Genomic DNA, 13517 nt, shown 5'->3' with positions numbered 1-13517 from the left:
GCGGCAGTGATGCGGAGACATAGTCGGGGCACGGGGTTGCAAACCCCAGTCTCTCGTCATGTCGAGATGCTTCGACTAAGCTGGAATGCCCTTGCGAGCCTTCAAGATCCTCCGCCTCCATTCGATAGGTCGTATGTTTTATCCGAGGGCACTTTCTCTTGTAGGTCACCAAATGACAAGTGTTTTTTTGAAATCTATTTCCGATGCATAATCGCGCGCCCTGCCGCCTTGCGCGCGCTCTGCCTCCATTGGCATGTGAGAGACGGCCGATTTCTGGTTGCCTCTGTGCGAAAGCTGTTTTCAGGGTCGATATGTTCTGCCTGCGGTCCGCCGCGCCAGCGTGCATGGGAATGCGATGATCCGATCTGTCGGTTACGGCTCGCTATCGGGTCGTTTGACGAGCGATCTTCCGGCGGAGGGATTGACGAACAGTTCAACAGGGTTCAAGAAAGGCACAGAAAGAACAAGCGTTCTAGAAATGGTTTCGATCGGGCGGTATGCGATTGTTCTGGCAGTGCCGCAAAGCGTGAGGCCGCAGCGGTGATAGTTGGAGAGGAATATGTCGGGTGTTGTGAAACCTGATGAGCACAATGGCCGCTGGATCGTGGACGATCCGGCCGCGGGTGTCTTCAAGGTCAACCGTAACGCATTTACCAGCCAGGAAGTGCTGGAACTGGAGCGGGAGCGAATCTTCGATCGTGCATGGCTCTATCTGGGTCATGCTTCGGAACTTGCGAAGCCCAATGACTTCCTGACCCGGAGCGTCGCCGGGCGGGAGCTGATTTTCAATCGCAACCGCAAGGGCGAGTTTCAGGCCTTCTTCAATACCTGTCCGCATCGTGGGGCGCAGGTCGTTCGCGAACCAACAGGTAATGCGATCAGCTTCAAATGCTTTTATCACGGCTGGGCGTTCAACAATAACGGGAAGTTCGCGACCAGGTCCACTCCCGGTACCTATCCTGAATCGTTCAACTGTGCGGGCGACGTCGATCTGCCGAAGGTACCAAGGCTCGAATCCCATCGTGGCTTCTTCTTCATCAACTATGATGTCGACGCCGAGCCGCTGGCGGATTTCCTGGGCGATGCCATCCAGATCCTCGACATCGTGTCCGACCATTCGCCCAATGGGATGGAGATTGTTGGCGGAACGCACGAATATTCTATCCGGGCCAACTGGAAGCTGCTGCTCGAGAACAGTTATGACGGCTATCACGCGGCAGAGACTCATGAGACCTATTTCGATTATCTGATGGCCGAGCTGGGTCCGGAAACGCTCGCCGACATCAAGACCCTTCAGGAGATCAACCGGGCGCACACGTTCCCGAAAGGCCATGCTTTCACGGAAGCAAGGGCACCTTGGGGCCGGCCGGTCGCCCGATCGATTCCCACCTGGGGGGAAGAGGGGAAGGCGCAGGAAGCCGCGATGGTGGCTGAGTTGAACGAGCGGGTCGGCCCCGAACTTGCGTTGCGCATCGCGGATCGCGACAGAAATGCGGGGTTTTTCCCCAATCTGGTCATCAACGATATCATGGCGATCACGGTGCGCACCTTTTATCCGGTCCAGCCCGATCTGATGCTGGTCCGTTCCTGGGCGCTCGCGCCAGTCGGGGAAGCGCCGGAGGCGCGCCATCGCCGTCTTAACAATTTTCTCGAATTTCTCGGGCCGGGCGGTTTTGCCACGCCGGACGATGTCGAGGCGCTGGAATGCGCGCAACGTGGCTACGCCTCGGCAAAGTTTGCGCCCTGGAATGATATCTCCCGCGGAATGTTGCGTGATCAACCGCGCGCCGACGACGAGTCGCAGATGCGAACCTTCTGGCGCGAGTGGAACCGTCGCATCCAGGGTGGGCGATGATCATGGGGGATGTTATGGCAGATGCGGTTCAGCGGCCGCGCACGCGTGCGGATTATGAGGACTTTCTTTATCGGGAAGCCGCGCTTCTCGACCAATGGCGGCTTGAGGAGTGGTTTGCGCTCTTTGCGCCGGATGCGACATATGAGGTGCCGACATTCGGCAAGGGGCTCGACGCCCGACCGGACAGCAGCCTGTTCTATATTGCGGATGATCATGCACGGCTGCGCCACCGGGTCGACCGTCTGCTGAAGATGACCGCGTATGCCGAGTGGCCGCGCTCGGCCCATGTTCGGATGATCGGTAACGTCCGGATCGAAGGGGGCGACGAAAGCGGCACGCAGGTGATGTGCAGCTTTGTCACCTATCGCTCGAAAAACAATATAACCGATACCTATATCGGCCATGCTGCCTACACATTCGTCGATGAAGGCGAGGATCTTTTGATCCGGGCCAAGCGGATCATGCTTGGCATGAACAGTCTTCAGCCCCACGGCAAGATCAGCATCATTCTTTGACGCGACCGTGGTACGTCCTTTCAGTGTGTCGGATGAGTTGTTCTGACACCTGTTCGGACTGGCAGCGGGACGCGATGGAACCGGCCTTATGACGACCATTCTGGACGCCTTTCCGCTAACCGCGGTGCCGCCTGAGGCCGAGGCGCTGCGCGCGCCGATCAAGGAATTTCTTGCCGACGCGCTGGCGAATATGCCCCCGCACCGACGTGCGCGGACATGGACGGGTTTCGATGCGAATTTTAGTCGCGCACTGGCGCAGCGTGGCTGGCTGGGCCTGACCTTGCCGAAGGAATATGGCGGCGCGGGAAAGGATAGCTTCAGCCGCTTCGTCCTGGTCGAGGAGCTGCTGGCGGCAGGCGCGCCGATCGCGGCGCACTGGATCGCCGATCGCCAGAGCGGGCCGCTCCTGATCAAGTTCGGCAGCGAAGCGCAGCGCCAGACTTTTCTGCCGCGCATCTGCCGTGGCGAAATATTCTTCTGCATCGGCATGAGCGAACCAAATGCGGGGTCGGACCTTGCCAGCGTGCGAACCCGGGCGGTGAAAGAACCCGGTGGATGGCGCCTGAACGGATCGAAGATCTGGACGACCTACGCGCATGAATCGCAGTACATGATCGCGCTGGTACGTACGTCCGGCACGCCGGAAGACCGCCAGAAGGGGCTCTCGCAGTTCATCATCGATCTGTCGCAGCCGGGCGTCTCTGTGCGTCCGATCAAGCTGGGGACTGGAGAAAGCGATTTCAGCGAAGTGCATTTCGAGGATGTTCTGCTGTCCGACGACGCGTTGGTCGGTCTCGAAGGAAATGGTTGGACGCAGGTCAACGCGGAACTGGCGTTCGAGCGCAGCGGCCCCGAACGCATCTATTCCAGCCTGGTTCTTCTTGACTTGTGGGCATCGATGCTGGGCGCGGATGCAGACCCCGCAGACATAGCCTTGTTGGGCAGTCTGATTTCCCGGCTGGCGGTGCTCCGCGCCATGTCGGTCGCGATCACGGGCCAGCTGGCGATCGGCGAATCGCCGCTCATCGAGGCCGCCCTGTTCAAGGATGCCGGAACGGAGTTGGAGCAGCTTATCCCGAACGTCATCGCCGACGCCATCGCATCGACGCCGGAGCGAACGGTCGATCCGGAATTGCTGCGAACGCTCGCGGTTCTGCTTCAGCTGAATCATGTTTTCTCGCTCCGCGGCGGCACGCGGGAAATTCTGCGGGGAATGATTGCGCGGGGGCTGGGACTGCGATGATGGATATGGACATTCTGGTTGAGCCGTTCCGGCGGATGCTCGCGGACCTGTCCACGCCCGCGCAGGTGCGTGCCGTTCAGGCGAGCGGCGACATTTCGCAAATCTGGCAGGAAATCGAGCGATCAGGCTTCCTGGACGCATTGCTGCCGGAAGATGTGGGCGGCAGCGCGCTGACATTGGCGGATATCTTCCCGCTTGTTGCCGAGTGCGGTGCCTTTTGTCTGCCCGTACCCTTTGCGGAGACGGTCGTCGCCCGAGCGCTGCTTCACGCGCGTGGAGTAGCCGCGCCGGAAGGGGCAATAATCGTCTTGGCGCCGCCCTCGCCGATTGTTCCGCTTGCAGCCGTCGCGACACATGTCCTGGCAATGCGGGAGGCGGCGATCATTCTTCTGCCCAGGCAGGTGATCCAGCCGGATCCGTTTGACGCGCTGGGCGGGCAGGTGACGACGGAATCTGATCCGATCGCCACGATCGAGGCCGGCGGCATTGACCTCGAAGTGATTGCTGCCGGTCTCACCGCGGCGAAGATGGCGGGGGCGATGCGCAGGCTGCTCGATCTCTCACTGCAATATGCCGAGCAGCGGCAGCAGTTCGGGCGCTCGCTCGGGAAGTTCCAGGCGATCCAGCAACAATTGGCTATAATGGCGGAACAGGTGGTTTCCGCGAAGGTCGCGGCCAATCTGGGAATGAGCGGCGCACATTTCGATCCGCTCAAGGTGGCTCTTGCCAAGTGCCGCACCAGCGAGGCCTCGCATCAGGTCAGTGCCATCGCTCACGCCGTTCACGGTGCAATCGGGGTGACAGAGGAATATGATCTCCAGTTGCTGACCAGGCGCGTCAAGCAGTGGCAGCTTGCATTCGGCTCTGAAAGATACTGGGCCACGCGGGTCGGTGCGGCGCGGATTTCACAATGCGGCGGCACGAGCGCGGACTTTGTCCGTACTCACTTGCAGGCAGATGGCGCTGCAATGGCTGCGTAGGGAGCGGTTGTTCACCCGCCCTGTGCCTTGCGTCCTGTGTCGAATTTCGTGAGGAGCTTACATGCAGATCAATGAGGTGACGACCCTGACCCGGGAAGGTGACGTGGCCGTCATCACCGTCGACTCGCCTCCGGTCAACGCGCTCGGTGCGCCGGTGCGGGCAGGTATTGCGGCTGCAATGCGCCAGGCTGTCGCTGATGTGGCCGTGGCTGCCATTGTTCTGCTGTGCACCGGCCGTACCTTTTTTGCGGGCGCCGACATCAGAGAGTTCGGCAAACCTCCGATCCAGCCCCTCTTGCCTGAAGTGCAGTCGATCATCGAGAATGCGACCAAGCCGATCGTGGCCGCGATCCATGGCACCGCACTCGGCGGTGGGCTGGAGCTCGCGCTCGTGGCACATTACCGCGTCGCAGTGCCGACGGCAAAACTTGGCCTGCCCGAGGTCAAGATCGGCCTGCTGCCGGGGGCGGGCGGCACGCAGCGGCTGCCACGAGTGGCTGGGGTCGAACGTGCCCTCCAGATGATCACTTCTGGCGACCCAATTACGGCCGACGTTGCCGCCGAGATCGGACTGGTCGATGCTCTGATACCGGGGGACGACCTGCGCGGTGAAGCGATTGCGTTTGCACGCGGCAAGATCGGTGCGCCGCTGGTGAAAATTCGCGACCGGCCATTGGAGGCCGAGGCTGGCATTTTTGACGCCTTCCGAAAGGCCAATCATCGGACGTTCCGAAATCTGGAAGCGCCAGAGGCGATCATCCGCGCAATCGAGGCGGCGGCCACCCTTCCGTTCGACGATGCGCTGGTGCGAGAGCGCGAGCTGTGCAATGGATTGATCAGCGGCCAGCAATCTGCCGCGCTCCGCTACCTATTCTTCGCGGAACGGCAGGCGGCCAAGATAGACGGACTGACGACCGACGGATCGACGTTGCCGATCAGGAAAGTGGGTGTGGTCGGCGCCGGCACCATGGGCGGTGGCATCGCGATGAACTTCGCCAATGTCGGCATCCCCGTGATCCTCGTTGACTCGCGGCAGGAGTCGCTGGATCGCGGTCTCGCCACGGTCCGCCGCAACTATGAGACGAGCGCGAAGAAGGGCCGGCTTACTACTGAGCAGGTGGAAAAGCGGATGGGGCTGCTATCCGGTTCGCTTGATCTGCAGGCGCTTGCCGATTGCGACCTCGTGATCGAGGCGGTGTTCGAGCAGATGACGGTCAAACAGGAGGTGATGAGCCAGCTCGACGCGGTCGTGAAGCCTCACGCAATCCTTGCCACCAATACCTCCTATCTCGACATTGATGCGATCGCGTCCGCTACGAGCCGGCCAGAGTGGGTGGTGGGTCTCCATTTCTTTTCACCCGCCAACGTCATGCGGCTGTTGGAGATTGTGCGCGGCGAAAAGACTGGCGCCGATGTGCTGCTCACCGCCATCGATCTCGCTCGGCGGATCGGCAAGGTGGGCGTGGTCGTCAACAATGGATATGGCTTCGTCGGCAACCGGATGCTCGCGGCTCGCCATGTGCAGGCCGACTCGCTCGTCGCGGAAGGGGCGATGCCGTGGGACGTCGATCGGGTCATTCAGGAATTCGGCTTTGCCATGGGGCCTTTTGCGATGCGCGACCTTGCCGGCCTTGATGTAGGCTGGCAACGCGAAACATCGGCCTCATCGACGCTGCGCGAAGTGTTGAACGAGGCCGGTCGCCATGGCCAGAAGAGCGGCGGCGGCTATTACGACTATGATGCCGATCGTCGTGCCACGCCGTCACCCGCCGCCGAGCGGGCGGCGATCGATTTCTCGCGAAAACAGGGCATAAGCCGCCGCGCGGTCGATGACGCGGAGATATTCGATCGCTGCCTGCTGGCAATGGTGAACGAGGGCGCGAAGATTCTTGACGAAGGCATCGCGCAGCGAGCCTCCGACATCGATACGGTATGGATCAATGGCTATGGCTGGCCGCGATACCGCGGTGGGCCAATGTTCTGGGCCGATGAGCAGGGTCTGCCGCAAATCCTCGCCAAGCTGCAGGCATTTGAGGCAAGGCATGGGGCAGCATTTGCACCATCGCCGCTGATCGAGCGATTGATCGTCGGGAATAAGGGCTTCACCGATGTGCGCTGAAGCTTCTCTTCCGGTTAATCCCGATGTCGACGCTGAGGCGATAGTCAAGCAAATGGCCGCAGATTGGGCAAGACTTGGCCTCGGGGGAGATCGCGCCGGATTGATCGATCTCTACACGCAGGACGCGATTTTCTTCGGGTCGCTGCCGGAGATGTACATCGGCCAGCGGGGCGTGGCAGAATATTTCGAGCTTGCACCGCTGTCGTCATTGAAAACGATCAGTTTCGATTGGCAGGAATTCAGAGTCATTACGCCATCGGTTATAAGTGCCGGCGGCCTGGCCTATTTCGGCCTGGAGCTAGAAGGGGAGCTGGTTCGCTGGCGCTTCGGCATAAGTTGGGTACTCGTCGGATCCAACGCGAAATGGCAAATCGCATCACATCATGCGTCGCGCCGGGAGCTGCCCACGCAAGAATGATCACCTCGACGGCTTGCTGATAACGCTTTGGCGCATGCGGCGCTTGATACGGTATGTGACCTGACCCGCTGTCCGACAATCGCGCAATATAGGACAAATGAACTAGATATGATGATCTGTCCCGGTCATGTCCTAAATGTGGCTTGTTACCTTAAGGTGTGAACCTGCTGGGACGGGAGATGGATTTGGTTTGCCTGATCAGCTGATGGATGAGCAGAAGCCTGACAAGGTCTATGGAGCAGCCGCAGCGACACTCGCCGAAAGAGGCGCGCCTCACTTTCAAAAAGGCCTGTCCGCCTCCGTGGGCATACCGAATCCAGCGCATGCGCCCCTTTTCAACGGAGATGGGAAAACAAAACTCCTCGCCAATGTCTAATACACTTGTTCTTATGATAATGTGTGCGTATCGTGGATTTGGATTTGACCGGGCGTTATCTTTTTGGACCGGTTTGAAGGTTCAAGCCGGCGGTCGCTTTCGATGTGATTCGATCATGATCGCGAACGACAAGTTCGACGACAGGACGATAAATTAATGGGGAGAGGACTTTTGAAAGGAAAGATCGGAATCGTCAGCTTGGAAATATTGGCGCTTTCACTGCTCGCGGCGCCTGCCTTTGCAGAGACGGCGGTATCAGATTCTGCCGTGGCAGATTCGCAAGGTTCGAAGCAAAACGAGGTTCAGCAGAACTCACCGGGTGCTCGTGATATTGCAGATGCTCACGACATTATTGTCACCGCGCGACGTCGCAGCGAGACATCGCTGCAGACACCAGTCGTGCTCAGCGCTTATTCGGGCGAGCAACTGGCGCGCTTCAACGTGACAAACCTTGTTGATGTCGCCAAGCTTACTCCTCAGCTTTCCATAGGTGCTGCCAATGGGTCCTATGGCGGCATTCTGGCACTTCGTGGTGTTTCCAGTCCGACATCCAATCCTGGTGCTGAGGGTGCCGTTACAATCAATATCGATGGCGTGCCGGTCAGTTACGGGTCGGTGTTGCGCATTTCGGCATTTGACATTGGTCAGGTGGAGATCCTCAAAGGTCCGCAAGCCTTGTTTTTCGGCAAAAATTCCAGTGGCGGCATCATATCCATCCGCAGCGCTGAGCCTACCGATGTATTCAAGGCGCAAATCAGCGGAGCTTATGAATTCAACGCCAGACAGGTGGATCTCGAAGGATATGTCTCCGGCCCCGTCACCGATACTCTCAACATGCGCCTTGCCGGGCGCTTCTCGCGGCAGCGGGGCTATTTCCGCAACACCGATCCTGACCCTTCGTCCAGATATGCACCTGGGACCGACGAGGAAGCGACCCGTCTAAGCCTGAACTGGCAGCCGGACGATCAATTGACGGTCAAGCTTCGCGGCACCTATCATCATGTGCACGAAAATGGTGGCTATGGAACAAACCAGAAGGTTGGGTGTCCCGCCGGGGTTCCTGCCGGCACAGCTTCACTGCCGGGCATCGGCGATTGCGAGGCCGACAACAGGATTTCATTAGCTCGCATTCCTTCTGCCCTTGCGCGAGCCGCAACCGGCAATCCCCGCTGGGATTCGGATAGTGCCTATTACAAGGCGACTCAATTTCTGCTTTCGGGCGACATCGAATATAAAATTAATGATTCCGTCACAATGAATTCGGTAACCGGATTCTACAGTATCCGGCAAAGCGCATTGGATTCAACATCGTCGGGCAGGCCGTTTTTCCTGGGTGATCAGGGACGATTTAAAAAGCATACATTCAGCGAGGAGCTTCGGCTTACCTACAATAGCCCCGATTCGCCGATCAATTTGATGCTCGGTGGGTTCTATCAGGATGACAGCCTCAATTTCGAGCAGCAGGTTGTAAGGAATGCCGGCACCCGCGCCGCTCCCGTCATCGTTCCACTTACGCCGGTCTGGTATTTCCCGATTGAGGGCAAAACATATTCCGTCTTCGGTCAGATGGGCTGGGATATCATCGATGCGATCAGCTTGTCGGCGGGCGTGAGATATTCTCAGGACAAGAAGAGTCAGGACATCACGCCTCCCAATGGCTTGCCGAACAAGTTCTCAAGGCCTTCCCGCACGTTCAGCAACTGGTCGCCAGAGCTGACGCTGGCCTACAAGCCGAGTCCGTTTTTCAACCTCTTTGGATCGTACAAGGAAGGGTTCAAGGCTGGATCCTACAACATCAGCGCGACAGCGTTCAATGCGCCGCTTGCCAATCCCGCAGTGACCTCGATCGACAACAGTTACGCGCCCGAAAAAGCGAAGGGTTTCGAGGTTGGGTTGAAAACCTTGCTGCTCGATCGGCAGCTTCGCGTGAATCTGGCGGCATATTCCTACCTTTATAAGGATCTTCAGCTTAGCCGTCTTGATCCGATCGCCGTGACAATCTCCATACTTAATGCGTCATCTGCGCGTATTAAGGGTCTGGAGGGCGACTTCACCTTTTCGCCCAATGCTCTACCCGGGCTTTCATTGACGGGGTCCGCCGCCTATAATTCGGCCCGTTACGCATCTAGCTTTTTCGGGCCATGCTATACCGGGCAGACCATCGCAGCGGGTTGCGTGGGCGCAGGCAACACGCAGCAGTTCCTGGGACGACCTCTGCCGCGTGCGCCGAAGTTCAGCGGCAGCGTGGGAATGAGCTACGAAACGCCGATCGCGGATGATTGGAATGCAACGTTCAACGCCAACGGCGTCTATACATCCAGTCAATATGTTTCCCAGGAACTGAGCCCGATTGGCATAACGCCGAAGCGTTTTCTCCTGGACTCGAGCCTGACCTTTGCTTCGAAATCGAAGAGCATGGAATTTGCGATCATTGGCCGCAATTTGACCAACAAGCAGTTCCTCAACGTCGGATTCCAGTCCCCGGGTACTGGCGGCGGCACCGGTACCACAGTGGGCACTTTGGCGGATTACGAAGGGTCGGTTTCCCGGGGGCGGGAAATCTGGCTTCGGATAACGCTGAGACCCTCAGAGTTTTGATGGCCATCTCATAAGGCTGTTTGACCCCGCATCGGCGATGCGGGGTCTTTTCATTGCGACTGGAAAGCGTTCGCGAACTGACGTTACGGGATTGGCAGTCGCACATGCCTGCTGCGGTTTTTCGCGTTGGACAAGGCGAAAACAATTGTTTGAAGCATCGAACCTGCGTTTGACTTAATGGCGCGCGCTCAAGGTCGCGTCAGGGCATATGGAAAGCCGGATGGATTCTGCGATCCGGTGCTGACCTGTCTGGGGAGATTTCCCAGACAGGTTTCTAACGCGCCATGTCCATCATGACGGGGCGGAGTTGACCTGATGATGGCCAGGGATATTCCTCACCACCAGCAAGCCGTCAGCGGAAAATTTCAATCTATCGCGCTTCGGTCAATATCGACCAATGACGACATGCGAAGGCAATGCGAAGGTTCAGGGATTGCTAGGATCCCACGCCCAATAGCGGGCAACGGCGCCGCCATCGACGCGCAGGTCGATGCCCGTGATCATCGAAGCGTCGTCTGATGCCAGAAAGACGGCTGCGGCACCGTAATCACTCGCGTTCGGCAATCGCTGCAGGGGGATGCGCTTAGCGTATTTCTGGCTCATGGGGCCGACGTGATCCATCGAACCGACATCGACGTTCCAACGCTTGGCTCGGGCAGGCTTTTCTTCAAAACTTGTTGCAGTCGGCGTCAGGCTGACGACCCGGATATTCTGGGCAGCGAATTCCATCGCTGCACTTTGCGTGAAATTCAGCATTCCGGCCTTGGCGGTGGCGTAGGCAATGTTGCCGGGAGCACCTTGGTGACCGGTGGTCGAGATCACGTTGATGACAACGCCGCCTCGGTCGCCCTCCAGCATCTTGGCTGCGGCATATTTCGTGAAGAGAAATGATCCGTCCAAAATGACAGAGATCACCCTGCGCCAGCCGGGCAATTCCATCTCAGCGACGGTTCGTTCGTGGAAATAGGCCGCATTGTTGACGAGGATATCGACGCGACCGTAGGTTTCCATTGCCTTGTCAACGGCTGCCTTGACGGCTGCATCGTCCGTGACGTCGCAAACGATCCCGATGGCCGATCCACCGGCTGCCCTGATCGCGTTGGCGCAACCGTCGGCATTCTGCTGCTGGGCGTCGACCGCGACGATAGACGCGCCGGCCGCCGCCAGCGCTTCTGCGATACCTCCGCCGATATTCGGGCTGGTTCCGGTAATGATGGCCACTCTTCCATCGAGCTTCATAAATCTCTCCTCGTCAAAAATTGAGAAAGCAAGTTAGAACGCTTGTGCTAGATTATAAATGCCTTATTGTCGATCTACGAAGATGGGAGGTGGCAATCGGCGAGACGTAGTCGCGCGGTGCTGCCCGACCATGAATTTGAGAGGATAAGGATGCGCAGATGGATCTGAGGCTGGCGGGCAAGAGGGCGCTGATTACCGGAGCCTCGAAGGGAATTGGCCTTGCTGCTGCCTTCTCCCTCGGTAGGGAAGGGTGCGAAGTTGTGATCGCGGCACGGGATGGTGACGTGCTTGATCGGGCCGTTCAGGAACTGAGGTTTGCTGGTATCACTGCCGACGGCATTGCTTGCGATCTCAGTCGTGAGGGCGATCAGGATGCATTGGTTGCACAGTGCGGTGCAGTGGACATCCTGGTTAACAATGCCGGCGCGATTCCTCCGGGATCCTTGCAAGAGATCGATATGCAGCGTTGGAGATCGGCCTGGGATCTGAAGGTCTTTGGCTACTTCGCGCTGACCCAGAAGTTTTACAAGCAACTTGCCGAGCGTCAGGGCGTCATCATCAACGTCATCGGTGCAGGAGGTGAACGTTTTCCTCCTGAATATATTGCCGGATCGGCAGGAAATGCGGCGCTCATGGGGTTTGTCAAAGCCATGGGTCGCGCATCTTTCCACGACGGTGTTCGGGTCGTTGGCATCAATCCCGGATTTGTTCAGACCGATCGCGTCAAGATGATGATGCAGGCAAGAGCGGAGCGAGAACTCGGCAGCGCCAATCGATGGGAGGAACTCTTTTCCCACCTGCCGTTCGGTCGGGCTGCGAAGGCGGAGGAAATCGGTGACGCTGTGGCCTTTTTGGCTTCACCTCTATCCGGTTACACTTCCGGAACGATACTGACGATTGACGGGGGCTATGTCTGATCAAGACTGCGCCCATGGAGGGCAGCGCTGAATAGATGACGGACCCCGTCATCAAGCCGCCATGGGATATATGCAGGTTGTGAATTAAATCTAGGATTTGGAGAGTGACTTGGCACGGACTGTATTTACCGCCGAGCACGAAATGTTTCGGGATGCAGTTCGCGCGTTTCTCGAACAACATGTTGTGCCGCATCATCTTGAATGGGAGAAGCAAGGCCTGGTACCGCGCGACGTGTGGCGCGAAGCCGGCAGATGGGGATTGCTATGCCCCATGGCTCCCGAAGAATATGGCGGTGCTGGAGGTGACTTCGGGTTTGCCGCCGTGATAATAGAGGAACTTGCCCGGGAGAACGCGACTGGGCTCGGCTTCTCGATGCACAGCGATGTGGTTACTCCCTATATTACGAAGTTCGGCACAGAAGAACTGAAGCAGGAGTGGATGCCGCGGCTGATCGCGGGAGAGGCTATTGGAGCCCTGGGCATGACGGAGCCCGGAACCGGGAGCGACGTAAAGGCCATAAGGACGACGGCCAGTCGCGAGGGCGACGAATATGTCATCAACGGCTCAAAGACCTTCATTACCAATGGTATAAATTGTGGTCTGATCATTCTTGCTTGCAAGACTGATCCCTCCGCGGGTCGCAAGGGCGTATCGCTGATCGTGGTTCCGGAAGGTACGCCGGGCTTCACGAAGGGCAGGAAACTCGACAAGATCGGTCTCCTTGCGCAGGATACTGCCGAACTGTTCTTTGAAGATGTTCGCGTCCCGGCACATTATCTGCTCGGCCAGGAAAATCTGGGCTTCTCCTACATGATGTCCGAATTGCCGCAGGAAAGGATGATCGTGCCGATCCGCGCGGCTGCCTCGATCGAGGCCATGTTGGAGCGGACGGTCGAATATACGAAGGACCGAAGCGCATTTGGAGCTCCACTGTTTTCGTTTCAGAATACCAAATTCAAGCTGGCCGATGCGCGTGCCCAGCTGGAGATGCTGCGGGCTTTCGTGGATGACTGCCTTGCGGAGTTTTTGCGTGGCGAACTCAGCGCGGATCGCGCAGCCATGGCCAAGTTGATGGGCGCCGAGATGCAAAACCGGATCCTCGATGACCTGGTCCAGCTGCATGGCGGCTATGGCTTTATGAACGAGTTCGTCGTCAGTCGCGCCTGGCGTGACGCCCGTGTCATGCGCATTTACGCCGGAACGTCAGAAATCATGCGCGAGATCATAGCACGCACGCTTTGACATGCCGGCCTGTT

Annotated in this window: 10 protein-coding genes; 9 read left to right on the top strand and 1 reads right to left on the bottom strand. The window is 58.3% G+C overall.

The features are described 5' to 3' along the window. Positions 1-559 precede the first annotated feature (559 nt). The 7 genes from MRBLSP13_RS00955 to MRBLSP13_RS00925 all read left to right on the top strand — a co-directional run bounded on the left by MRBLSP13_RS00955 (position 560) and on the right by MRBLSP13_RS00925 (position 10104). On the top strand, positions 560-1855 hold the full coding sequence (locus tag MRBLSP13_RS00955) for an aromatic ring-hydroxylating oxygenase subunit alpha (RefSeq protein WP_363736108.1): 1296 nt from the start codon (positions 560-562) through the stop codon (positions 1853-1855). A gap of 14 nt (positions 1856-1869) precedes the next feature. Next, positions 1870-2370, top strand: coding sequence for an aromatic-ring-hydroxylating dioxygenase subunit beta (locus tag MRBLSP13_RS00950; RefSeq protein WP_363736106.1), 501 nt, complete (start codon positions 1870-1872; stop codon positions 2368-2370). Between the two features lie 88 nt (positions 2371-2458). Continuing rightward, a complete protein-coding gene (locus MRBLSP13_RS00945; protein ID WP_363736104.1) occupies positions 2459-3613 on the top strand; it encodes an acyl-CoA dehydrogenase family protein in 1155 nt (384 codons plus the stop codon). Between the two features lie 5 nt (positions 3614-3618). Beyond that, on the top strand, positions 3619-4593 hold the full coding sequence (locus MRBLSP13_RS00940; RefSeq protein WP_363736102.1) for an acyl-CoA dehydrogenase family protein: 975 nt from the start codon (positions 3619-3621) through the stop codon (positions 4591-4593). A gap of 61 nt (positions 4594-4654) precedes the next feature. Next, positions 4655-6712, top strand: coding sequence for a 3-hydroxyacyl-CoA dehydrogenase NAD-binding domain-containing protein (locus MRBLSP13_RS00935; protein ID WP_363752125.1), 2058 nt, complete (start codon positions 4655-4657; stop codon positions 6710-6712). Beyond that, a complete protein-coding gene (locus tag MRBLSP13_RS00930) occupies positions 6702-7130 on the top strand; it encodes a YybH family protein (RefSeq protein ID WP_363736098.1) in 429 nt (142 codons plus the stop codon). The genes MRBLSP13_RS00935 and MRBLSP13_RS00930 overlap by 11 nt, the downstream gene beginning before the upstream one ends. A 547-nt stretch (positions 7131-7677) precedes the next feature. After that, positions 7678-10104, top strand: a complete 2427-nt coding sequence (locus MRBLSP13_RS00925) for a TonB-dependent receptor (protein WP_363736096.1) — start codon at positions 7678-7680, stop codon at positions 10102-10104. 426 nt (positions 10105-10530) lie between these two features. Here MRBLSP13_RS00925 and MRBLSP13_RS00920 read toward each other — a convergent pair whose 3' ends face one another. Beyond that, positions 10531-11343, bottom strand: a complete 813-nt coding sequence (locus MRBLSP13_RS00920; RefSeq protein ID WP_363752123.1) for an SDR family NAD(P)-dependent oxidoreductase — start codon at positions 11341-11343, stop codon at positions 10531-10533. A 158-nt stretch (positions 11344-11501) separates the two neighbouring features. Here MRBLSP13_RS00920 and MRBLSP13_RS00915 point away from each other — a divergent pair, with 158 nt between their 5' ends. Beyond that, entirely contained in the window at positions 11502-12260 is a 759-nt protein-coding gene (locus MRBLSP13_RS00915; protein ID WP_363736093.1) for a short-chain dehydrogenase/reductase, read from the top strand. 109 nt (positions 12261-12369) lie between these two features. After that, on the top strand, positions 12370-13503 hold the full coding sequence (locus MRBLSP13_RS00910) for an acyl-CoA dehydrogenase family protein (RefSeq protein ID WP_363736091.1): 1134 nt from the start codon (positions 12370-12372) through the stop codon (positions 13501-13503). Positions 13504-13517 lie beyond the last annotated feature (14 nt).

It is taken from the genome of Sphingobium sp. LSP13-1-1.1 (assembly GCF_040676415.1).
Taxonomy (GTDB): Bacteria; Pseudomonadota; Alphaproteobacteria; order Sphingomonadales; family Sphingomonadaceae; genus Sphingobium.
This window is presented reverse-complemented; position numbering and strand designations above follow the sequence as displayed.